20 protein-coding genes are annotated in these 22942 nt (G+C 66.0%); 7 read left to right on the forward strand and 13 right to left on the reverse strand.

Going from position 1 to position 22942, the window contains the following annotated elements; genetic code table 11:
* The coding region (locus VCJ71_RS00005; protein ID WP_324638230.1) for an MSCRAMM family protein at nt 1–1916 on the forward strand (1916 nt) is incomplete at its 5' end.
* A 29-nt stretch (nt 1917–1945) separates the two neighbouring features.
* Here the strand turns inward: VCJ71_RS00005 and VCJ71_RS00010 are convergent.
* Genes VCJ71_RS00010 through VCJ71_RS00030 form a run of 5 tightly spaced genes read right to left on the reverse strand, consistent with a single transcriptional unit; the run spans nt 1946 to nt 7515 of the window.
* Nucleotides 1946–3136: a molybdopterin molybdotransferase MoeA gene (locus VCJ71_RS00010; RefSeq protein ID WP_324638233.1), complete on the reverse strand. Its 1191-nt coding sequence runs from the start codon at nt 3134–3136 to the stop codon at nt 1946–1948.
* Nucleotides 3133–3609: a cyclic pyranopterin monophosphate synthase MoaC gene (gene moaC, locus VCJ71_RS00015; RefSeq protein WP_324638235.1), complete on the reverse strand. Its 477-nt coding sequence runs from the start codon at nt 3607–3609 to the stop codon at nt 3133–3135. Before moaC ends, VCJ71_RS00010 begins: the two co-directional genes overlap by 4 nt.
* On the reverse strand, nt 3606–4142 hold the full coding sequence (gene moaB / locus VCJ71_RS00020; protein ID WP_324638236.1) for a molybdenum cofactor biosynthesis protein B: 537 nt from the start codon (nt 4140–4142) through the stop codon (nt 3606–3608). The genes moaC and moaB overlap by 4 nt, the downstream gene beginning before the upstream one ends.
* Nucleotides 4142–5995: a beta-galactosidase gene (locus VCJ71_RS00025; protein ID WP_324638237.1), complete on the reverse strand. Its 1854-nt coding sequence runs from the start codon at nt 5993–5995 to the stop codon at nt 4142–4144. The genes moaB and VCJ71_RS00025 overlap by 1 nt, the downstream gene beginning before the upstream one ends.
* A gap of 20 nt (nt 5996–6015) precedes the next feature.
* Nucleotides 6016–7515, reverse strand: coding sequence for an acetyl-CoA acetyltransferase (locus VCJ71_RS00030; protein ID WP_324638238.1), 1500 nt, complete (start codon nt 7513–7515; stop codon nt 6016–6018).
* 110 nt (nt 7516–7625) lie between these two features.
* Here VCJ71_RS00030 and VCJ71_RS00035 point away from each other — a divergent pair, with 110 nt between their 5' ends.
* Nucleotides 7626–8789: an acyl-CoA dehydrogenase family protein gene (locus VCJ71_RS00035; RefSeq protein WP_324638239.1), complete on the forward strand. Its 1164-nt coding sequence runs from the start codon at nt 7626–7628 to the stop codon at nt 8787–8789.
* Between the two features lie 6 nt (nt 8790–8795).
* On the opposite strand, the gene VCJ71_RS00040 is transcribed toward VCJ71_RS00035, so the two are convergent.
* Together VCJ71_RS00040 and katG are read right to left on the reverse strand one after the other, a co-directional pair.
* Nucleotides 8796–9302 (reverse strand): flavin reductase family protein, encoded by a 507-nt coding sequence (locus VCJ71_RS00040; RefSeq protein ID WP_324638241.1) that lies wholly within the window; start codon nt 9300–9302, stop codon nt 8796–8798.
* A 127-nt stretch (nt 9303–9429) separates the two neighbouring features.
* The gene (katG, locus tag VCJ71_RS00045; RefSeq protein WP_324638242.1) at nt 9430–11646 is read right to left on the reverse strand and encodes a catalase/peroxidase HPI; all 2217 of its coding nucleotides are present in this window, start codon (nt 11644–11646) and stop codon (nt 9430–9432) included.
* 160 nt (nt 11647–11806) lie between these two features.
* Here katG and VCJ71_RS00050 point away from each other — a divergent pair, with 160 nt between their 5' ends.
* Nucleotides 11807–13033 (forward strand): NAD(P)/FAD-dependent oxidoreductase, encoded by a 1227-nt coding sequence (locus tag VCJ71_RS00050; protein ID WP_324638244.1) that lies wholly within the window; start codon nt 11807–11809, stop codon nt 13031–13033.
* On the opposite strand, the gene VCJ71_RS00055 is transcribed toward VCJ71_RS00050, so the two are convergent.
* Together VCJ71_RS00055 and VCJ71_RS00060 are read right to left on the reverse strand one after the other, a co-directional pair.
* Nucleotides 13034–14632 carry an FAD-dependent oxidoreductase gene (locus VCJ71_RS00055; protein ID WP_324638246.1) on the reverse strand — a complete coding sequence of 533 codons (1599 nt, stop codon included), beginning with the start codon at nt 14630–14632 and terminating at the stop codon, nt 13034–13036.
* Nucleotides 14633–14675: 43 nt separating this feature from the next.
* Nucleotides 14676–15470, reverse strand: coding sequence for a sterol desaturase family protein (locus VCJ71_RS00060; RefSeq protein ID WP_324638248.1), 795 nt, complete (start codon nt 15468–15470; stop codon nt 14676–14678).
* A gap of 67 nt (nt 15471–15537) precedes the next feature.
* Between VCJ71_RS00060 and VCJ71_RS00065 the strand changes: the two genes are divergently transcribed.
* Both VCJ71_RS00065 and VCJ71_RS00070 read left to right on the forward strand, forming a co-directional pair.
* Complete coding sequence (locus VCJ71_RS00065) at nt 15538–16101, forward strand: TIGR04282 family arsenosugar biosynthesis glycosyltransferase (RefSeq protein ID WP_324638249.1); 564 nt, start codon at nt 15538–15540, stop codon at nt 16099–16101.
* Between the two features lie 7 nt (nt 16102–16108).
* Nucleotides 16109–16831: a glycosyltransferase gene (locus VCJ71_RS00070; protein WP_324638251.1), complete on the forward strand. Its 723-nt coding sequence runs from the start codon at nt 16109–16111 to the stop codon at nt 16829–16831.
* Here VCJ71_RS00070 and VCJ71_RS00075 read toward each other — a convergent pair.
* On the reverse strand, nt 16828–17844 hold the full coding sequence (locus VCJ71_RS00075) for an SDR family oxidoreductase (RefSeq protein ID WP_324638253.1): 1017 nt from the start codon (nt 17842–17844) through the stop codon (nt 16828–16830). The genes VCJ71_RS00070 and VCJ71_RS00075 overlap by 4 nt on opposite strands.
* An 80-nt stretch (nt 17845–17924) precedes the next feature.
* Between VCJ71_RS00075 and VCJ71_RS00080 the strand changes: the two genes are divergently transcribed.
* Both VCJ71_RS00080 and VCJ71_RS00085 read left to right on the forward strand, forming a co-directional pair.
* Nucleotides 17925–19343: a dihydrolipoyl dehydrogenase family protein gene (locus VCJ71_RS00080; protein WP_324638255.1), complete on the forward strand. Its 1419-nt coding sequence runs from the start codon at nt 17925–17927 to the stop codon at nt 19341–19343.
* Nucleotides 19340–20326, forward strand: a complete 987-nt coding sequence (locus VCJ71_RS00085; protein WP_324638256.1) for a radical SAM protein — start codon at nt 19340–19342, stop codon at nt 20324–20326. Before VCJ71_RS00080 ends, VCJ71_RS00085 begins: the two co-directional genes overlap by 4 nt.
* A gap of 34 nt (nt 20327–20360) precedes the next feature.
* Here VCJ71_RS00085 and VCJ71_RS00090 read toward each other — a convergent pair whose 3' ends face one another.
* The 3 genes from VCJ71_RS00090 to virB11 form a co-directional block, all read right to left on the reverse strand.
* Nucleotides 20361–20849, reverse strand: a complete 489-nt coding sequence (locus tag VCJ71_RS00090) for a hypothetical protein (RefSeq protein WP_324638258.1) — start codon at nt 20847–20849, stop codon at nt 20361–20363.
* A 114-nt stretch (nt 20850–20963) separates the two neighbouring features.
* Entirely contained in the window at nt 20964–21830 is an 867-nt protein-coding gene (locus VCJ71_RS00095; RefSeq protein WP_324638260.1) for an S-methyl-5'-thioadenosine phosphorylase, read from the reverse strand.
* A 78-nt stretch (nt 21831–21908) separates the two neighbouring features.
* Nucleotides 21909–22940 (reverse strand): P-type DNA transfer ATPase VirB11, encoded by a 1032-nt coding sequence (gene virB11, locus VCJ71_RS00100; protein WP_416379133.1) that lies wholly within the window; start codon nt 22938–22940, stop codon nt 21909–21911.
* Nucleotides 22941–22942: the final 2 nt, after the last annotated feature.

Here is a 22942-nt window from a genome sequence, read left to right on the forward strand (position 1 = left end):
TGGTCGAGGGCAGCGAGGAAGGCTGGTTCGCGGTGACCGCGACCGAGGTATCGGTGGGCACGCAGGAAAGCGGGTTCGATGTCGACAATGTCGACTTCGCCAACACCGAGTACGGCCGGATCGAGGGCTACAAGTACGAGGACCTCGACGGGGTGCTGGGCGGCACGACCAAGGCATGGGCGGGCGTGACGATCTCGCTGCTCGACGGCGACGGCAACGTGATCCGCGAGACCCAGACGGATGCGGACGGCTATTACAGCTTCGAGATGCTGGTGCCCGGCACCTACCAGGTGGCCGAGACGCTGCCGGACGGCAGCTATGCGATCAGCGACGAACTGGTGGTGTTCGCCGACCAGACCAGCGGGTTCGACGTCGACGCCCACTTCACCAACGTGCGCTATGGCAGCATCAGCGGGACGAAGACGGAAGACGTCGACGGGGATCTATCAACCACGGACGACCAGGTCCTGGTCGAAGGGTGGACGATCAACCTCTACGATGCCGACAACAACCTGGTCGAAACCACGCAGACCGATGGCGACGGGGCCTATGAATTCGCCAACCTGCGCCCCGGCACCTACTACGTGCAGGAGGAAACCCGCACGGGGTGGACCGCGCTGACGGCGGTGACCGTCACGCTTGCCGGGCAGGAATCCGGTTTCGATGCGACGGTGAACTTCTTCAATTTCGAGGACATGTCGGTCAGCGGCTACAAATGGGCCGATATCGACAACGACGGCACCTGGGACGAGGCCGACACGGCCGTGCTGGGCGGGTTCACCATCGTTCTCGACAACGATGACGATCCCACGAACGGCTATCTTACCACGACGGTGACGGCTGCCGACGGGTCCTATTCCTTCACAGGACTGAACCCGCTGTCCTTCGATGGCGCCTTGCTGAACGATGCCGACGGCATCCTGCATGTCTACGAGCTGCAGCACGACGGGTTCATCCAGACCTATGGCGGGTTCACCTTTACGCTGGAAAGCGGCGGCATCGTGGCCGGGGAAATCGGCGAAACGATGGACGGCAATTTCGGCAATCACATGCTGGAAGGCGCCAATCGCACGCCGGGTTTCTGGCAGTCGACGCTGGGCCAGTCGCTCTATGACGGGAACGACCTAAACAACGGCGACGCCAACGGTGACGGCAAGCCGGAAGGCAACAAGGACTTCTCCGAAGAGGGCTGGTCCGAAACCGACCTGATGACGAAATACGGCATCGATACCGATGGCGACGGCGACAACGACGCGTTCTTCCTTTGGGATGGAAACGGTGACGGGGTGTGGGATGCCGACGGCGACGGGTCAATCGACCTTGGCGACATCGTCCTGAGCGCGGAGCAGCTCGCCAGCTGGGTCGGCGGGGGCGAGAAAGGGGGCGGGCGCGACTACGCGCAGATCCTCGAACGCGATGTAGGCGCCGTGTTCCTCAACACGTTGAACAACCATTCGCTGGCGACGCCCGAAGAAACCACCGCCGACCCGCTCACCGGCATGTCGGCACTCGATCCGGAAATCGCTGAGTCCTATGCCAAGGCGATCGCCTTCATCCTCGACTACGATGGGGGCACGAATGGCGATGCCATCGCCTTCGACGGCGAGGCAGCGGGCGGCAAGAAGGCCCAGCGCGCGGACTGGATCGATGGCGGCAGCGAGGCGCATATCGAACTCGCCGCCTTCAACGAAAACGGCGATGCCATGGTCGGCGGCTCGATGGAGCAGATCCTGATGGACGGCGACGATTACGGCATGGCGCAGGCGGTCGCTTATCGCCAGATCGAAGCCAATGCGGAGGCCGCGTTGGAGGCTGCTTTCCAGAGCCCGGCGCAGACAGACGTCTCGATGGTCCCGGCCGGCATGTTCGACATGAGCAATGAACTGAGCATGGTCCAGACCACGCAGATCGCCTGAGAAGCGTTCTATCGGCGGTAGAAGTCGCTTCAGAAAGGCAGGGTCGGCGCCTTTTCGCCCGCGGCGAGAGCGGGTGCGGCTGCAGCGCGCCGGATCAGGAGGTCGGCCGAGGCGAGCGCATGCTGGAGGCCGGAGTCCTGGTTGCCGAGCGGCCTCGCGTTGCCCTCCGCATCGAGCCTGGCCCGGACGAAGGTCTCGCGGCCGTCGCAAGCCGGGAGGGGCGCAGCGAGCGCATGCGATCCCCAGTTGCATGCGGCTGCAAACGGGCGGCCGGTCATGCCGGCGAGGAGGGGCGCGAGGAACAGCCGAGCGGTGACCATCGCGCTGGTGGGATTGCCGGGCAGGCCGATGACGCTTGTGTCGCCGACCCGGCCGAGCCACACCGGCTTGCCGGGCTTGATGGCGACTTTCCCGAAAGCGAGATCGAGGCCGAGCGGGGCGAACATCGCCTTGGCGAAATCGCGTTCCCCCACGGAGGCGCCGCCGGTGACCACGACGAGATCGTGATCGGCGACGGCCCGCGCCGCTGCGCTTTCCAGCGCAGGCAGGTCGTCTCCCAACCGTTCGGCGGGCGAGGGGAGGCCGCCCCATTCGATCACGAAGGCCGCAAGGCCCGCTGACAGGCTCTCCGGTATCGCGCCCGGTGTGGCGCGCGCTTCGCCGGGCTCGGCCAGTTCGTCGCCGGTGGAAAGAAGCGCCACCCTTGGCCGGCGCCAGCAGGTTACCTGTGCATGGTCCGCAGCAGCAGCCGCCACAAGCTGCCGTGGGCCAAGGACGGTGCCGGCGGGCAGCAATGCGTCGCCGCGCGAAAAGTCGCTGCCACGCTTGCGGACGAAGCGGGCGGAACTGTGGGGCGCGGCAAAGGTCGCCGCATCGCCGGACCGCTCGACCTCTTCCTGCATGACCACGCGGTCTGCTCCGGCGGGCAACGGCGCGCCGGTGAAGATGCGCGCGCAGGCACCCTCCGGCAATGTTCCCGCATCGGCGACGCCTGCGGCATTCTCGAACGCGACCGGCAGCGTCACCGGCAAGCCGGAAAGGTCGGCCTCGCGCACCGCGTAGCCGTCCATCGAGGACACATCGGCAGGCGGGGCATCGACCATCGCCAAGACAGGTTCGGCGAGGACCCTGCCGTGCGCCTTCGCCAGCGCAACCGGCTCCCGCCCGAGCGGCCGGGCCAAAGCTTGCAGGCGCTCGGTCGCTTCGTCGAAAGAGATCATTCGCCGGACCAGCTGCCGCTCTTGCCGCCGGTTTTCGAGGTCACGCGGATCGCGCCGATGGTCATTTGCTTGTCGATAGCTTTCAGCATGTCGAACAGGGTCAGGCAGGCGACGGAGACGGCGGTCAGCGCCTCCATCTCGACGCCGGTCTGCCCTTCCGTGCGTGCCTCGGAAGTCACGCGATAGCCCGGCAATGCGGGATCAGCCTCGATCTCCACCAGCACCTTCGCCAGCGGCAGCGGATGGCAAAGCGGGACGAGGTCGCTCGTCCGCTTGGCGCCCATCACCCCGGCAAGTTCCGCCGTCGCGATCACGCCGCCCTTGGGCGTGCGGCCTTTTGCCACGGCGGCCAGCGTATCGGCCGAACAGCGCAGTTCGCCGCTGGCGGTCGCGGTGCGCGGCGCGACGGGCTTGCCCGAAATATCGACCATCCGCGCGCGGCCATCTTCGTCGAGGTGGGAAAGGCCGCTCATCCGTGGTCCTTTGCGAAACGCGGGATCATGCCGACGATGGAGCAGGGGCGATAGCGGCTGTCGAGTTCGTATTTCAGGATCTTCTCCCACCCGTCGCGGCAGGCCCCGGTGCTGCCCGGCAGGCAGAAAACGAAGCTGCTGCCGACCTGCCCACCCAGCGCGCGCGATTGCATGGTGGAAACGCCCACGGTCTCGCGGCTGACGGCGTGGAACAGGGCGGAAAAGCCATCCATTTCCTTCGTCAGTATGGGCCGGATCGCTTCCGGCGTCACATCGCGCGGGGCAAAGCCGGTGCCGCCGGTTGTCAGAACGATGTCGACGCCCTCGTTCTCCGCCCATTCGGCGACCTGCGCACGGATCGCGGGCGCATCGTCGGGCAGGATCATGCGGGCGGCGAGGGAATGGCCTGCTTCCTGCAGGCTGTCGGCAAGATACCGGCCCGACGTGTCGGTCTCCATGGTCCGCGTGTCGGATACGGTCAGCACCGCGATGCACAGCGGCTGGAATTCGCGGCTTTCGTCGATGCCGGGCATCAGCGTTTCTCCCAGGTGACGGACCCGTCGGAATAGTCGAATGTGAAAACCGTATGGCCGCAATCGCGGCGTCGGCGGTGCGCGGGCATCGGCACCGTCGGCAGCCCGGCGTCCAGGGCCGCGCGGGTCAGGATTTCCGAGATGAGCGCGCCTTCCGGCCACCCCGTGCAGAGGCGCGTGTTGCCATGCCTCCAGCAGGCCACCGTACCGTCCTCCGCGACCAGTTCCGCATCAGCCTCGCCCTCAAAATGGTCGAGCCAGCGCGTAACCGCCCAGCCGTCGCCCTCGTGCGCTATGCCGCGCCCGAGCGTTTCGGACAGCAGGATTTCTCCGCCGAGCAGGTCGGCCAATGGCTGGGCGTCGGGAATGGCGAAGTCCGGGTCGCGCGTGCCGGTGCGCGGCCCGATGACCAGCTGGCCATCGAGCTGCGCCAATCGCTGCGCAAAGCCATCCGGCAGGATCGGCAGGCACGGGATTACGACGAGCGGATACAGCGCAACATCCGCTGCCGGGCTGACGATGTCGACATTCAGCCCCAGCCGCCGCAGCGCCTCGTAGCTGCGGAAAGCGGCCCACAGGGCGGAGCATCCTTCGCCCTGCGGCTGGATCTGGGTGACCCACTCCGCATCGTAGGCGAAGACGAGCGCGGCGTGCTTCGGCGCTTCGCCCAATGTGCCGATGGCCGCGATATCCTGCGCCGATTGCGCCACTTCCCCATGGGCCGGTGCGGGCGACGCATCTGTGCGCAGGATGCCGGCGTGCATCTGTTCCTGCGCTTTCGGGAACTGGCGCCAGCGGAAATAGCTCACCATCTCCGCGCCGTGCGCCATCGCTTCCAGCGTCCACAGGCGCACCATGCCGGGTGCGGGCGCGGGATTGTGCCGTGCCCAGTTGACCGGGCCGGGTTGCTGTTCGAGCACATTCCACCGCCCGCCGTTCGTCGTCCCGCGATAAAGATCGTGGTGGAAGGCGGCGATGTCGGGATGGCCGGAGCGCGCGAATTGGCGCTTCTCCGTGTCGGAGAAGCGAAACATCTCGAGGAAGCCGAGCGGGTAGCTGTCCCAACCCATCACATCGAGATCGCGGCCGAGATCGTGGTGGTCGTATCCGGTGTAGAAACCCATCGCGTTGTGCATGATGTCGCGGCCCGGCGAACATTCGCGCAGGATTTGCGACTGCGTGCGATTGAAGTCGATCACCCGGTCGGAAGAATAGCGGCGAAAGGCGAGCCAGTGCGCCGGGTTCGCCTCGGTCACGGTCAGGTTGGGCAGCTCGATCTCGGCGAAATCGCGATATTCCATCGACCAGAAGACGTTGCCCCATGCCTCGTTCAGCGCGCCGATGCTGTCATAGCGTCCGGCCAGCCAGCGGCGGAAACCCTCTCTCGCGGCGGCGGAAAAGCTCTGTACCGTGTCGTGGCAACCGTACTCGTTATCCGTCTGCCAGCCGACGACCGCGTCATGCCGTCCGTAACGTTCCGCCACGACGCGGGCGATGCGGGCGGCCTCCGCGGCGTAGCCGTCGTGACTGAAGCAGTAATGGCGGCGGGAGCCGAAACCGCGCGGCCTGCCCTCGCGGTCTAGTGCGACCATGTCCGGCATCCGGTCGACCAGCCATTTGGGCGGGGTGGCGGTGGGGGTGCACAGGATGAGCTTGTGCCCGGCGGCGGCGAGGACCTCGATCGCCTCGTCCAGCCATTCCCAGTCGAAACTTCCCGGCTCGGGCTCGATCCGGCTCCACGCGAATTCGCCCAGGCGCACGCGGTCGATGCCGATTTCCGCCATCATCGCCGCGTCCTGCGCCCAGCGTTCGCGCGGCCAGTGTTCGGGGAAATAGCAGGTGCCGAGATGCATGGGGCGACCCTATGGAAGCGTCAGGCGAAATGCCATTGCGAAAGCGCTTCTCCCTCCCGCGAAATGCGGCCCGGCCGCCCGACCGGTTCGGTCCGGCCGTCCGTCAGCGCTGCGATGGTCGCGCCATCGTCCGCCGGCACGATGGCGAGGGTGCGCGCACCGTCCGGCGTCAGGGCAACGACGGTGCCGAGCCGCGCCGACCCGTCGCGGGCATAGTGGACGGTGAACGTCTCCAGCATCGCCGCACCTGCGTAAGTCTCGTCCAGCGGCGGCACCGCGCCGCGCGCCGCGTCGGCCCTTGCCTGTACGTCGAAATCCTGCGGGAAGGCGGCGCCGGTGGCCCGTCCCGACAGCATGATCGCATGGTTATGCGTGGCGTAGCCGCCATTGCCGAACAGCAGGCCGGTCTCGCCCGTGCCGCGCAGCGTGTGGACCATCGCGGCGATGGCGTGGCTCATGTAATTGCCGATCGGCCCGCCGCCGAACGTGAGGCCTCCGAATACAGTCGCGGGGCGCTGCGCCGGCCAGCCAATGATCCGCCGCGCCATCTTGGGCACGCAGGGGAAGCAACTGTAAAGCTCGACATGGTCGATCGCGTCGGCGGCGACATCATTGCGCGCCAGCGTTTCTTCCAGCACCGCCGCCATTCCGGGCGAGGCGTGATAATTCGCGCGGGCGAGGATGTCGGTCGGCTCGTTCGCGCCCGCGCCGTGGCCGATATGGACCAGCCGCGCTTCGTCCAGCCCGCGTCGCCGCGCTTCGGCGAGGCTCGCGACGATGAAGCCTGCGCCCATGTTCACCGCGGCATTCGCGACCTGCAGCTTGGTATAGGGAAAGGCGATCGGCCGGTTGTCCGCATCGGGCGCCACGATTTCCTGCGGGCCGAAGGGCGTGCGCATCCACGCGGCCGGATTGGCCGCCGCGACCTCGCTCATGTGCGACCAGATCGTGCCGCTTTCGTGCTGCGCGTCGGCGAGCGACTGACCCCACGCCGCGCGGCAGGCATTCTCGTAAAGCGGGTAGACGTCGACCGGCACCACCAGCCCGTGGCTCTGGGCATATCCCGTGTGCTTGCGATGCGGCGCATCGCGCAAGGCATCCTTCTTCGGCGCGTCCTTCGTCGCGCGCGCTTTCGCCAGCTGCCCTGCCGTCCGCAGCGCCTCCCCGCCGGTGACCGCGCAAATCCTTGCCTTGCCCGCGCCGATCCGGTTCGCCGCTTCGTTGAGCAGGCGGACCGGCGTTTCTCCGTGGGGCGGGGTTTGCTCGGTGGTCGCCGCTGACATGCCGAGTGCCTCTGCAACCGCGGGGTCGAGCGGGTTCAATTGCGGCCAGGAAATCTGCCCAATCACGGCGAGGTGGTCAGCCGCCGCCAGCCAGCCACCGCCCGCATCGGCATTTGCCCGGCGCAGCGCCTCGACCATCAGCCCGCCGCTGTCGAGCCCGTCCCCGGCATGCTCCGGTCGGTCGCTCACCTGCCCCACGCCAACGATGACGGGGATGCGTTCGGGATCGATGGTCACTGCGGGGTCCTCGTTGCAAAAGCGTGGCAAGGGGGGACTTTACCCGCCCCGCTCTAACGTTTAAACGATCGATTAAATTTCGCCAACCGCCAAGCCAACGGAGCCTCCCCATGTCCGCTCTCAACATTCCCGATCCCGATTTCATGCAGGACGAGGAAATCCGCATGTTCGACGATGCGGTCGACAAGTTCTTCAAGCAGCACTTGCCCGAAAAGCGCCTGAAGGAATGGGAAGAGAACGGCCAGGTCGACCGCGAGTTCTGGCACGAGGCGGGGCAGGCGGGCCTGCTCGGCGTATCGGTGCCGGAAGAATACGGCGGCCATGGCGGCGATTTCCGGCACGACCTCGTCGTCGTCAACCAGACGGCGAAGCACGGGGCGAGCGGCTTCAACGCCTCGCTCCATAATTGCATCTGCGTGCCCTACGTCGTGCGCTACGGCACGGAAGAGCAGAAGAAGCGCTGGCTGCCCAAGATGGTGAACGGCGAGCTGGTGACCGCCATCGCGATGAGCGAGCCGGGCGTCGGCAGCGACCTGCAGTCGATCACCACCACCGCGCTGAAGGATGGCAACGGCTACCGCGTCAACGGATCCAAGACCTTCATCTCCAACGGGCAGGTGGCCAATTTCGTCATCACCGTGGCGAAGACCGATCCGAACGAGCGCGCGAAGGGCATCAGCCTCGTCTGCGTGGAGACGGAGGAAGCGGAGGGCTTCGCGCGCGGCAAGAAGCTCGACAAGATCGGCCTCGACAGTTCCGATACGTCGGAGCTGTTCTACGACGACGTCTTCGTGCCCGGCGACAACATCCTCGGCGGCGAGGAAGGCAAGGGTTTTGCCCAGCTGATGGGCGAGCTTGGCCAGGAACGCCTGATCATTGCCGCAGGCGCGATGATCGCGATCGAAAAGGCGCTCGATACGACCATCGAATACGTGAAGGGGCGCAAGGCGTTCGGCCAGACGATCTGGGACTTCCAGAACACGCAGTTCGTGCTTGCCGACCTGAAGGCACGCGGCATGGCCGCCAAGGTCTTCGTCAACGATTGCATCGCGCGCCACCTGGAGGGCGAACTGACGCTGGACGCGGCGGCGGCGGCAAAGCTGGTCGCCACGGAATTGCAGGGCGAGACGGTCGACAAGTGCCTGCAGCTGCACGGCGGCTGGGGCTACATCAACGAATACCCCATCGCGCGGCTGTTCCGCGACAGCCGCATCACGCGTATCTTCGGCGGATCGAACGAGATCATGAAGATGCTCATCGCCCGCAGCATGTGATGGCGCTCAGGTGAAATGCAGCCGGCGGTACTTGCCGCCGAAATAAAGCAGCGGGTCGCGGTTCGGTTCGAAGCGCACCCGCTCCACCTCTCCCACCAGGATCATGTGATCCCCGCCGTCGTGCAGAGCGTGGCGGCGGCATTCGAAATTGGCGAGGCTGCCGGGGATGATCGGTACGCCGTAATCCCATGTCTCGAAGGCAAAACCGTCGAACCGGTCGGCGCCCTTGGTGGCGAACAGCTGGGACAGGTCCTTCTGGTCCGTGCCAAGCACGTTGACCGCGAAATGCTCCGTGTTTTCCAGGACCTTGGTGGTCCCGGCATTCTTTGCGGGGCAGACCAGCAGCAACGGCGGGTCGAGACTGACCGAGGTGAAGCTGTTGGCCGTTAGGCCGACCGGCTCGCCGTCTTCGGCCAGCGCCGTCACCACCGTCACGCCGGTGGCGAAGCAGCCCATCGCGTCGCGCAGCACCCGCGGGTCGGTCCCGGCAATGAATTCGCGCGGCGAGGTCATGGCGTGTCTCCTGCCCGCCGCGCCCTTGCGGCGCAAGTCATCAAACGGGCCATCCGGGACGGGAAGCGCAAGCAAAAGGGGCCGGACGATCGCTCGCCCGGCCCCGTTTCGCGTCCGCCGGTGGGACTTACTTGTACTTGGCGTACTGGAGGTCGAAGCGGTCGGCTTCCATGACCTTGGTCCATGCGGCCACGAAGTCGCGGGCAAACTTTTCCTCGTTGCCGTTCTCGGCATAGACTTCGGAGATCGCGCGCAGCTGCGAGTTTGAGCCGAAGACGAGGTCGGTGCGCGTGGCGCGCCACTTCTCTTCGCCTGATTTGCGGTCGCGGCCGATGAACTCCTCGTCGCCGCTCTCGTCGACCACTTCCCAGACCACGCCCATTTCGAGGAGGTTGACGAAGAAGTCGTTCGACAGCGTGCCAGGGCGCTCCGTCAGGACGCCGATTGTGTTGCCGTGTTCGGCGTGCTTGCTGACCGCGCCCAATGCCCGCATGCCGCCGAGCAGGGCGGTCATTTCGGGGATCGACAGGCCGAGCAGGTCGGCACGGTCGATCAGCATGTCTTCCGTCTTCACCGAAGCCTTGGTCTTCAGGTAGTTGCGGAAGCCATCGGCGAACGGCTCCAGCGGCTCCCAGCTTTCGGCGTCGAACTGGTCTTCGGTCGCATCGCCGCGGCCGGTGGACACCGGAACGGAGATGTCGAAGCCGCCGTCCTTGGCTGCCTTCTCGACCGCTGCGGCGCCGGCCAGCACGATGGCATCGGCCATCGACAGGTCGCCGCGCAGTTCGTCGAGCTTGGCGAGTACGTTGCCGAGTTCATCGGCATCGTTGACGGCCCAGTTCTTGATCGCATCGAAGCGGATGTGCGCACCGTTGGCACCGCCGCGGTGGTCGCTGCGGCGATAGGTGGAGGCCGAAGCCCACGCCGCCTTGACCAGTTCGCGTACCGACAGGCCGCTGTCGATGACCTTGGACTTGAAGTCCGCCACGGCGCTGTCCGAGGCTTCCTTGCCGGCGGGGATCGGATCCTGCCAGATCAGGTCTTCTTCCGGCACTTCGGGGCCTTGGTAACGGACCTTCGGGCCCATGTCGCGGTGGGTCAGCTTGAACCATGCGCGGGCGAAGGCGTCGTCCAGCGCCGACTGGTCGTTGAGGAAACGCTCCGAAATCTTGCGATATTCCGGGTCGCGCTTCAGCGCCATGTCCGCCGTCGTCATGATGGTCGGCACCTTCTTGGACGGATCGCGTGCATCGGGGGCCATGTCGGCCTCTTCCGGATCGATCGGGGTCCACTGGTTGGCACCGGCCGGCGACTGCACGAGTTCGTACTCGTACTTGAACAGCAAGCGGAAATAGTCGTTGCCCCACTCGGTCGGGTTCGGGGTCCACGCACCTTCGATGCCGGAGGTCGTGATGTGGCCCTTGCCGATTTCTTCGGGGTCGGTCAGCCAGCCGAAGCCCATGGTGTGAAGGTTTTCGCCCTCGGGTGCCTTGCCGAACGTGTCGGAAGGTTTCGCGCCGTGGCACTTGCCGAAGGCGTGGCCGCCGGCGGTCAGGGCAACGGTTTCCTCGTCGTTCATGGCCATGCGGGCGAAGGTTTCGCGCATGTCGCGGGCCATGCCTTCGGGATCGTGCGGATTGCCGCCCGGACCTTCCGGATTGACGTAGATGAGGCCCATCTGGATCGCCGCGAGCGGGTTTTCCAGCGCCTTGCCTTCATCGGGATTGATGCGCGTTTCCGCGCCCGTATCCACCCATTGTTCTTCGGTGCCCCAATAGACCGTTTCCGGCTCGAACACGTCCTTGCGTCCGCCGCCGAAGCCGAACACTGGGCCGCCCATGCTTTCGATGGCGACGTTGCCGGTCAGCACGAACAGGTCAGCCCAGCTGATGTGCTTGCCATATTTCTGCTTGATCGGCCACAGCAGGCGGCGCGCCTTGTCGAGGTTGCCGTTATCCGGCCAGCTGTTGAGCGGGGCGAAACGCTGCTGCCCGCTGGAGGCGCCGCCGCGACCGTCGCCGGTGCGGTAGGTGCCGGCTGCGTGCCATGCCATGCGGATGAAGAAGGGGCCGTAGTGGCCGTAGTCTGCCGGCCACCAGTCCTGGCTGTCGGTCATCAGCGCGGTAAGGTCTTCCTTCAGCGCCTTGTAGTCGATGGCGTTGAAAGCTTCGACGTAATCGAAATCCTCGCCCATCGGGTCGGCGCTGCGGCCTTCCTGCGTGAGGGGGGACATGTCGAGGCTGTCCGGCCACCATTCGCGGTTGGTGCGGCCGAACAGCTTGCGCATGTCGTTGTCGCCGCTGAAGGGGCAGCCGCCCGAGATCGAGCCTGTCTTGACGTCCATGGGGAATTCTCCTCTCGTTGGGGAATCGGGTCCGATTCCGAATTGCTAGGGGGCTGGTACGACCCCCTCCGGTAATCTGTCCAATCGATTGATTGAAACTTACTAATCGAATGCGCCGCGTGCTTGATTGTGCCCGCGGGTGCGCCCAAAAGTGCCGTTTATGGAACGAGCCGACATCATCATCGTGGGCAGCGGGCACGGCGGGGCCGCCGCCGCCATCGCCCTGCGCCAGCGCGGGTTCGAAGGAACCGTCGCCATCGTCACGCGCGAAAGCGAGCTGCCGTACGAGCGCCCGCCCCTGTCGAAGGAATATCTCGCCGGGGAAAAGCCGTTCGAGCGTATCCTGATCCGCAAGCCCGAATTCTGGGAGGAGCGGGATATCGCGGTGCTGCGAGGCCGCGCGGTAACGGCCATCGACCCACAGGCACGCCGCCTTACCCTGAGTGACGAGAGCGTGATGGAATACGGCCGGCTCATCTGGTCGGCTGGCGGCGATGCCCGGAGGCTCGATTGCCCGGGCAGCGAACTTTCCGGCATCCACGCCGTGCGCGACCGACGCGATGTCGATGCGCTGAAGGCAGAGCTGGACAGCGGTCTCAAACGCGTCGTGGTGATCGGCGGCGGCTACATCGGCCTGGAGGCGGCGGCCGTGCTGACCAAGCTCGGCTGCAGCGTCACCGTGCTGGAGAACCAGTCCCGCGTGCTGGCGCGCGTCGCCGGGGAAGACCTGTCGCGTTTCTTCGAAGCCGAACACCGCGCCAATGGTGTGGACCTGCGGCTGGACACGGTGGTGCAGGAAATCGTCGGCAAGGATGGCCGGGTGAGCGGCGTCATGCTGGCCGGCGGGGAGACCATCGCGGCGGACATGGTCATCTTGGGCATCGGCATCGTGCCCGCCGTGGGGCCGCTGCTGGTTGCCGGCGCAAGCGGCGCCAACGGCGTGGATGTCGACGAATACTGCCGCACCACGCTGGAAGATGTCTACGCCATCGGCGATTGCGCCGCCCATGCCAACGGCTTTGCGGACGGGCAGGTCATCCGGCTGGAATCGGTCCAGAACGCCAGCGACATGGCCACGACTGCGGCGAAGGCGATCATGGGGGAGGAAGAACCCTACGCCGCGACGCCGTGGTTCTGGTCCAACCAGTACGATCTGAAGCTGCAGACCGTCGGCCTCAATCATGGCCACGACGAAGCCGTGACCCGCGGCGATCCGGACAGCCGCAGCTTTTCGGTCGTCTATTTGCGCGGCGGCAAGGTCGTCGCACTCGACTGCGTCAACGCGGTGAAGGATTACGTCCAGGGCCGCAAGCTGGTGGAAGCGGGGGCAACCGTCGCGCCGGACAAGCTGGCCGATGCCACCGTGCCGCTGAAGGAGATGCTCTGATCAGAGCGTGGCGGGCTCTTTCGCGGCGCGGACGTGCTGCCAGATGGAGGAGACAACCACCGATCCTTCGCCCACGGCAGACGCGACGCGCTTGACCGAACCCGCCCGGCAATCGCCGACAGCAAAGATGCCCGGGGCCGAGGTGGCGTAATCGTTCGCCGCACCCGCCGCATCGCCCGTCTTCACGAAGCCGCGCTCGTCGGTTTCGGCGTGGCCTTCCAGCCAGCCTGTGTTGGGCGCCGCCCCGATCATGATGAACAGGCCCTTCGCGTCGATCGTCCGCACTCCGTCCGGCCCTGCGATCGTGATCGCTTCCAGCCGCGTGTTACCGTGCAGCGCGGTGCAACTGGTGCCGTAATCGATCGTGATGCGCGGGTCGCTTTCGAGCCGGCTGGAGAGGTAGTCGCTCATCGAATCGGCGAGGCTGTTGCCGCGGATGAGGACGTGGACGTGATCGGCGCTGCGGCTGAGATACATCGCCGCCTGCCCCGCTGAATTGCCGCCCCCGATGACCACGGCCGTGCCGCCCCGGCACCAGCGCGCCTCCATTTCGGTCGCGGCGTAGAACACGCCGGCGCTTTCGAATTCTTCCAAGCGGTCGAGCGGCAGGCGGCGGTATTGCACCCCGGTGGCAACGAGCACCGCGCTGGCGCAGATCGTGTCGCCATCGTCCAGCGTCGCGCAATAGCGCCGGTCCGACAGCCGCTCCAGCTTCTCGACCCGGCGTGGCATCGCAAAGCGCGTGCCGAACTTCATCGCCTGGATCTGCCCGCGCAGCGTCAGGTCGGCGCCGGAAATCCCGGTCGGGAAGCCCATGTAGTTCTCGATCCGGCTGCTGGTCCCGGCCTGCCCGCCGATCGCGCTGTCTTCCACGACCAGCGCCGACAGGCCTTCCGAACCGGCATAGACCGCCGCCGCCACGCCTGCCGGGCCGCCGCCCACGATGAGGAGGTCGATATCGCCCGTGTCGGTCACGTCGAGATCGAGGCCGAGCATCTGCGCGACCTTGCGCGGGGTGGGGTCGGCCATAACCTCGTCCTTGCCGACGAAAACCGCCGGTTCGTGGTCCGAGAGATTACACAGCCTCGCGGTTTCGTCCGCATCGTCGTCGAGCGCGAAATTGAGGTGGGGTATGCGGTTGCGGCTGAGGAAGCTGGCGACGCGCTGGACAGCCGGATCGCGCTCTGCGCCCACCACCTTGATCGCGCTGTCGCTGGCTTCGAAGGTGCGGCGGCGGCGGGCGGTGAACACGCCGATGATATGGTCGGACAATTCGGGAATGCGCGCCATCAGGTCGAGCATGTCCTTGCGCGGCACCTCCACCGTTCGCGTATCGACCGCGGCGCGCATCGGCAGGATCGTCGCCCCGCCGTTGAGGAAATTGATGTCGCCCATGAATTGCCCGGGGCCAAGGCCGCTTTCGAGTAGCCGGGCTTCGGAATAGGGGTCCTTCACCTCGATCTCGCCCTCGAGCACCAGGACGAAGCGGGTCAGCGCCTCGCCCGTGGCGGCCACGATTTCGCCGGCGGCATAGCTGCATTCGGTGCCGGCCTCGCGAATCGCCGCGAGGTGCTCTTCCGACAGGGGCACACGCTTCATCTGAGTCAGATCGAAACCGATGGTCTCCACTTGCGTCAATCTCCTATCGTGTTTCGGGCGGGATAGGCCGGAAGGGGGCCGTCAGCGACCGGGCAAGCGCAATATCGCCTTGGGCACGCGGGTCGGCAACCCCGATATCGATGGCGTCTTGCGCAGGCGTGTCCCTGAGGGTGCCGTGCAGGCGGTCCCAAAAGGAAAAACCGCTCGTCCAGTTGCTGTCACGTTCGGCCTTCACGCTCGAATGGTGGATCCCGTGCATCTTCGGCGTGGTGAGGGCGAGGCTCAGGCGCTCGTCCCAGCCCGCCGGCAGGCGCAGGTTCGAATGGTGGAACAGGATGCTGGCGTTGAAGAACTGCCGCCACGCGAACAGGCCTGCGGGATCGACGCCGGCCAGCCGGACCTGCACCAGCCGCCATGGCAGCGAGACCAGCATGTCGAGCGCGTGGAACCGTACCGCCGTGCTTGCGTCCATGTCCTCGTCGATATGGTGGACGCGGTGCCAGCGCCACAGGAACGGCAGCTTGTGGGTGGCGACGTGCCAGAGGTAGAAGCCGTAATCCATCGCCAGCACGCCCGCAGCGAGCGAGAGCGGTTTCGGCACGCGCTGGGCGATCCCGCGCCCGCCGGCTGCATTGGCACGGGCGATGCGCTGGGTCAGCGGTTCTTCCACCAGGGCGATCACCAGCGCACAGCTGGCGCCCATGGCGGCGTTGCGGATGTTGCGGGCAAGGTCGGGACGGGTCCGGCGGCGCAGCGGGCGCTTTCTTTCGGCAACCAGCAGCGCGCCCACGGCACCCGCGGCGAGCGCGCCGAAAAGATGCTTTCCCGACACTTTCATGACAATTGCCATGCCCGATAGCGCGGGGGCTTCCAACCCGCTAAAGGCCCGCCCGATGCAACCGCGCGTGGTCATTTTCGCAAAGTATCCGAAGGCCGGCGCGGTCAAGACGCGGCTGGCGGAAACCATCGGCGATGCTGCCGCCCTGTGCGTCTATCGCGCCTTGCTCGATCACACGCTGATCGAGGCACGATCGAGCGGTTTGCCGGTCGAGCTGCGGTACGACGGCGCGGAGGCGGCGGATTTCGCGCAGCTGGTACCGGGCGAGATCGAGCTGGTGCCGCAAGGCGGTGGCGATCTCGGCGAACGGCTGGCCCGGGTCGAAGCGCCGGCGCTGGTCATCGGCAGCGACTGTCCCGGCCTTACCGCGAAGAAGCTCCGCAAGGCGGCAAAGGCCTTGGCGGAGGACGACGCGGTCATCGGCCCGGCGACCGACGGCGGATACTGGCTGATTGGCCTCGCGCGGCAAATGCCGTTTCTGTTCGAAGCGATGCCGTGGAGCGAGCCCGGCCTCCTTGCCGCGACATTGTCGAAGCTGGACGAAGCGGGCATAGGGTACGCCATGCTCAAGGAACTCGGCGATATCGACACGGAAGACGACCTGGAGCACTGGCCCGACTTCCGCCCCTGACGCCGCGATGGCCGTCACCCTCCTGATACCTGCTCTGGACGAGGCGAAGGCGCTGCCTGCGCTGGTGACCCATGTGGCCGCGCTCGATCCGCAGCCTGCCGAGGTGCTGCTTGTCGACGGTGGGAGCGGAGACGAGACCGTGGCTATTGCCCGGGACGCGGGGTGGCGCGTCATGACGGCGCAGCGCGGGCGCGCGCGGCAGATCAACGCCGGGGTGGAGGCGGCGCGCAGCGAGCTCGTCTGCGTCCTTCACGCCGATACCGAGCCGCCGCGCGACATCGTGGCGGAAGTGGAGCGGATGCTGGCCGATCCGGAAGTGGCGCTGGGCGGGTTCACCACCATCCTGCGCGGGCCGGACGGCGCGAGGCGGTTCACCAGCTTCCACAACAGGATCAAGACCTGGTACGCGCCGCTGCTGCTGCGGCCGCATCTCTACGCAAAGGGCGTTCGGCTGCTGTTCGGCGATCACGCGATGCATTTCCGCCGCGCCGACTATCTCGCCGCAGGAGGCTGCGATCCGGGGACGCCGGTGATGGAGGAAGCGGATTTGTGCATCCGCATGGCCCGTTTCGGGCGCGTGCGGCTCAATCCGCGTAGGATCTACACGTCGGACCGCAGGGTGGCCGAGTGGGGCGAGCTGAAGGCAAACTGGATATACTTCAAGGTCGGTATCATGTGGGCGTTCGGTGCCCGCGCGCGGCTGGCGCAGCATTACCCGGATATCCGCTAGGCTGCGGGCAGGAAGCCCTCGGCAATGCAGAATTCGATCAGCCGCTGCAGGTAGGCCGCTCCGGTGGGCGGGCAGGTCCGGCCGGTGACGGCGCGCAAGCGCGCATCGTCGAAGCGTGGATCGCGCTGGAAGTAGCTCGCGTAGAGCCCGGCGACACGGCGATATAGGCGCCGTTCCAGCGCGGGCAGGGCGGCCGGGTCGAAATCTGCAGGATCGACGAGATCAGGCGCGCTGAATTGCGGGAACGCGCCGATGGCGGACGCAAAGGTCTCGACCGGCACCGGCTGGCCGGAAACAAGGTGATAGGCCGCGTTCTTCGCCGTGTCGAAATTTTCGGCCAGGTCGGCCAGCGCGCCGCAGACGTGGTCGATCGGGACGAAGTCCAGCGTGGCGCCGCGGCGGGCTTCCATGTGTTTCACCCGCCCTTCGGCGATCAGCTTGAAGGCGGCATAGATCGTATCGAAGTGCCGGATCGCACCGGTCGCGCTGTCGCCGGTGACGATGGAAGGGCGCGCGATGATCCAGTCGAGCCCGCTTTCCCGCACCAGCCGCTCCGCCGCAGCCTTGCTCGCCTCGTAGCCGTTGGCAAACCCGTTTTCCGGCAGCGGGTCGCCTTCCGCAACACGCCCGTTCCGGTCGCCGCAGACATATGCGGTGCTGACGTGCAGCAGCCGCATCCCGCCAAGCCGCGCCAGGGCGACAGCGTTGGCCGCGCCCCCGCGATTGGTCCGGTCGTATTCTTCGTCCGGCAAGTCGAAGCGCGTGGTCGCCGCGACATGGACGAGCATGTCATGCGAAGCGGCCAGCCGCCCGGCCAGCGCTTCGTCCAGCCCCAGCAGCGGCTCTGCGATATCGCACGCGATGGCATCGGCGATTGCGACCGGGGAGCCATCGTTCGCCAGCACCTCGCGGTTGCGATGGACCAGCGCCGTCACCGTGTGCCCGCGTGCCACCAGCCGCGCCGCCGTCTCCCCGCCCAGCAAGCCTGCCGCGCCCGTCATCAGGATTTTCATGAAACCGGTTGGCCTTTTGCCGCGAATATGGTGGTCGGGACGCAGGACAGCGCCTCTTGCGGCTGCTAACAGGGATGGCGATGGATTTCACCCATGACGTAATCGTGATCGGCGGCGGCGCTGCGGGACTGACCGCAGCGGGCGGCTGCGCGCTGTTCGGGCTGGAAGTCGCGCTGATCGAGGCCGGTGAGATGGGCGGCGAGTGCCTCAACAATGGCTGCGTACCGTCCAAGGCGCTGATCACGGCAGCCCGCCGCGCTGCAGAGGCGCGGGAGGCGACCCGTTTCGGCGTTACGCTGCAACCGCCGCAGGTCGAATGGAGCGGCGTGCACGGCCACATCCGCGACGCCATCGCCGCGATCGAGCATCACGACAGCCAGGAAACCTTCGAGGGCATGGGCTGCGAGGTCATTCGCGCGCGTGCCACGCTGACGGGCAAGCACACGGTCGAAGCCGGCGGCAGGAGGCTAGCCGCCCCGCGCATCGTCATCGCCACGGGTTCCAGGCCGTTCGTCCCGCCCATCGAAGGTATCGATGACGTGCCCTATCTCACGAACGAGAACCTGTGGGACGTCGGCGACCTGCCCGGGCACCTCGTCATCATCGGCGGCGGCGTGATCGGCATGGAAATGGCGCAGGCCTTCCGCCGCCTCGGCAGCGACGTGACGGTGATCGAGCCGGACAAGCCGATGGGCCGCGACGACCCGGACAATGTCGCCGTGGTGGTCGGGGCGATGGAGGAAGAAGGCGTTCGCTTCGTAAAGGGCAAGGCGAAAAAGGTCTCTGGAACCGCCGGCGCTCTCTCCGTTGAGATCGACAATGGGGAGAGCGTGACGGGCACCCACCTGCTGGTGGCCGTGGGCCGCACTGCGAACACCGCGGGGCTCGGCCTCGAGACGGTCGGTATCGACACGGCCAGGAACGGCATTGTCGTGGACGAGCGCCGCCGGACTTCGGTGAAATCGATCTACGCCATCGGCGATTGCCGTGACGGCCCGCGCCTGACCCATGTGTCGGGATACGAAGGCAGCAATGTCGCGCTGGAGATCGTCTTCGGCCTGCCGACCAAGGTCGATTACACCGCGCTGCCGTGGTGCACCTACACCTCGCCCGAAGTCGCGCAGATCGGCCTCACCGAAGGCGAAGCGCGCGCGAAGCACGGGGACAAGGTGACCGTCATCACCAAGCCGTTCGGCGACAACGAACGCGCGCTGACCGAAGGGCAGGAGAAGGGCCAGGCCAAGATCGTGTTCAAGGGCAAGAAGGTGGTCGGTGCCAGCATCGTCGGCAAGCATGCGGGCGAATTGCTGCTGCCCTACACGCAGGCGATTACGGGCAAGTCGTCCAGCTTCGCGCTGGGCAGCGCGATCATCGCCTATCCCACCCGCAGCGAGATCACGAAAGCCGCCGCGTTCGACGTGTGGGAGCCGACCGTCTTCGGCGCGATCCCGAAGAAATGGGCGGCATTCCTCGCCAGAATGCGGCGGCGCTTCGCATGAACGTGCGGACGAAGAGCCGCAATGCGCCCACCGGGCCATCGCCGTTCCAGGTCGCCGGGGCGGCCTTGCCGGCGGGCAAATTCTCCGACCCGGACGTGACGGCGAAGGGCGAGGCGCGTGCTTCGGTCCCCCTGGTGAAGCTCGAGACTCTGTGGCTCAATACCGGCACGCTGTGCAATCTGGCCTGCGCGACCTGCTATATCGAGAGCAGCCCCACCAACGATGCGCTGGTCTACCTCGCGGCGGACGAAGCCGCGCGCTTCCTGTCCGAGGCAGAGGGGTTGGGCACGCGCGAGATCGGCTTCACCGGCGGCGAACCGTTCATGAACCCGCAGTTCCTCGCCATGCTGGAGGATGCCCTGCAACGCGGGTTCGAGGTGCTGGTGCTGACCAACGCGATGAAGCCCATGCGCCGGCACGAAGCTGCGCTGCTGGCCCTCCAAGAGCGTTTTGGCAGCAAGCTGACCCTGCGCGTCAGCCTCGACCACCATACGAAGGCGGGGCATGAGGGGGAACGCGGGCCGAACACGTGGGACATCGGCTTGGGTGGGCTGAAGTGGTTGTCGCAGAACGGCTTTTCCATCGCGGTCGCCGGGCGGCTGCTTCCGGGCGAGGGGATGGAGGACGCGCGCGAAGCCTATGCCGCGCTGTTCGATGCCGAGAATATCCGCATCGACGCCGCCGACCCTTCGCGACTGGTGCTGTTCCCCGAAATGGACGCGACGAAGGACATCGCGGAAATCACGACCGATTGCTGGGGCATCCTCGGCAAGTCGCCGGAAGAGGTGATGTGCGCCAGTTCCCGCATGGTCGTCCACCGCAAGGGCGAAGACCGCCCCAGCGTCGCCGCCTGCACGCTGATCCCTTATGATCCCGGGTTCGACATGGGCGCGACGCTGGAAGAGGCGTCGGGCGCGATCAAACTGAACCACCCCCACTGCGCACGCTTCTGCGTTCTCGGCGGGGCCAGTTGTTCGGGTTAGTAAGACCAAGGCATCGGTGACCAACCTACCGCTTTCAAGGAACTGCACGTAACCCAAAGAAATCTTGACCGGCTGCATCGCTTAGGCACGGGCCAAGCATCCGCGCGTCTCCCCGACCCGCATCGTTGTAGATCGAATAGCAGTATTCTTGGGCATATTGCCAAAGCTCGGGATGATGGAAGATATTAAATTCGTTTGTGAGTGGCCCAAATTCGTGGTCGTCGACTTTCAGGCCATTACTCTGAATGAATTCTGCGTAAGAGATAGAATTGCGAGCCACAACCAATGATCGGTCTTGTTCATCAAAACAACGATCTAATAAAGATCCTTGAGGTTTTCTTCTGAAGCAGAAAGCATAAGCGCGATTTCGACTGTCAGTGAAAGTTTTCTTGTATTTGGAATCGGAAAATTTGATTTTTTTGGTTGGCCCGAGAAAAGAATTCATCTGCGCTTCGGCTATTTTGCGATCAGAAACCTTGTCACCGCTAGTGCACCCATTGAGCAATGGCAGAAAAGCCAGCATTGTAATGCAAATTGAAGGCAATCTCATCCTGGCAGACTAGGCTTCCAGTTTAGCCGCGCCAAGAGCGGTCTCAATCGATTGAAAATCGGTCAAGAGATGCAATTGCGCCTTTCATCACAAAACCCGCCCGGCCACCGCGTCCAGTTTCGCCAGTAGCGCCGGGTCGCGCGCATCGGGCGCGGTTATCAGTGCGTGGTCCAGCACCGTGTCGAGCGGGGAGGGCTCGCGCGTTTCCGGCAGCGCGGCGATGAACTGCTCCACTGCCTTGCGCGCGGTGGTGCCGTTGGCCTGCATCTGCTCGATGACGCCGCTGACTTCGACGAAAGCGGCATCCTCGCGCCAGCAATCGTAATCGGTGACCATGCCGACAAGGGCGTAGGGCAGCTCCGCCTCGCGGCAGAGCTTCGCTTCGGGCATTGCGGTCATGCCGATCACGTCGGCGCCCCATTGGCGGTAGAGGTGGCTTTCCGCGCGGGTCGAGAACTGCGGGCCTTCCATCGCGAGATAGGTGCCGCCCTGCGCCACGGCGCCACCCGCGTTCTCCACCGCCGCGCCGGCCATGGCGGACAGGCGCTGGCAGACCGGCTCGGCCATGCTGACATGGGCGACCATGCCGGTGCCGAAGAAGCTGGAGGGGCGGGATTTGGTCCGGTCGATGAACTGGTCGACCACCACGAAGCGGCCTGGCTCCAGTTCCTCACGCAGGGAACCGACCGCGCTGATCGCCAGCACGTCGGTGCAGCCGGCGCGCTTCAGAACGTCGATATTGGCGCGTGCGTTGAGGTCCGACGGGGCGATGCGGTGGCCACGGCCATGGCGGGGGAGGAAGCGCAATTGCACGTCGCCGATGCGGCCGCACAGGACCTCGTCCGACGCTTCGCCCCAGGGCGAGTTGATGCGGATCCACTGGCGGTCTTCCAGCGCCTCTATGTCGTAGAGCCCGCTGCCGCCGATGATGCCGATTGTCCAGCCGTCCGCCATTGCCATTCCTGCCTGTTGGTTGCGCCGACAGGGTAACTGGCGCGCGGTGCTTAAGGAACCCTCAAGCGCAAGGCATCGTCACGCGATTTCGCTGGCCTTGGCGATGGCGGTGATGCCGCGCTTGCCGTCCTGCCGGCCGAGCTGCACCACCACGTCGATGACGTTGGCCGCATAGGCGATCGTATCTTCGCGGGTGAGGCCGATGCCGGTCTGCATGACCATCAGGCTCAATTGTTCCAGCGCCCCGCGCAGCGAATTGGCGTGGATGGTGGAAAAGCTGCCGGGGTGGCCGGTATTGATGGCGCGCAGGAAGCTGACGCTTTCCGCGCCGCGCAATTCGCCCAGCACGATGCGGTCGGGCCGCAGGCGCAGGGCGGACTGGAGCAGTTCGTTGGCGGTGACCTTCGCCTCGCCCAGTTCGCCCTTCACCGCGACCAGCCCGACGCCGTTTTCGCCCGGCAGTTTCAGCTCGGGCGTATCCTCGACCACGATCACGCGCTCGCCGGCGGGGATTTCCCCCAGCATCGCGTTGAGGAAAGTGGTCTTGCCGGTGGAGGTGCCGCCGGAAATCAAAATCGTCTTGCGCTGGCGGATCGCCTCGCGAAGGAAGGCGACCGGCTCTGCCTGCGGATCGGGCATGTCCGGTTCTTCGGGCGGATGGAGCGGGCCTGCGTCATAGGCATCGAGCGGCAGGTCGAGCCGGCGGTGGCGGCGAATCGCCATCGCCCAGTGATCGCGCGTCGCGGGCGGGCCGCAGAACTGCACGCGCGCGCCAGACTGGCCGCGTTCGGACGGCAGCACGGCGCCCAGCAGCGGGTGTTCGCGGTTGATGCCCTGGTGGCTGACCCGCGCGACCTGTTCGGCCAGGCGCTGGACCAGCTTGTCGTCGATATGGGCCGCATCGATCCGCTGCATTCCGCCCAGCGCCGCATCCTCCACCCACACGACGCCGGGGCCGTTGACGAGGATTTCGGTGACCGTGTCCTTCTCCAGCCACGGCTTGAACGGGGCCAGATAGGCGTCGAGATAGACCGAGCCGCTCTGGATTTCCGGCGTCGCCGCGATGCCGCTGTCGGCGTCGGGCGCCAGCGAGTGGATTTCGGCAGACACGG

The organism is Pseudoblastomonas aquimaris (assembly GCF_035481675.1).
Lineage (GTDB): Bacteria > Pseudomonadota > Alphaproteobacteria > Sphingomonadales > Sphingomonadaceae > Alteriqipengyuania_B.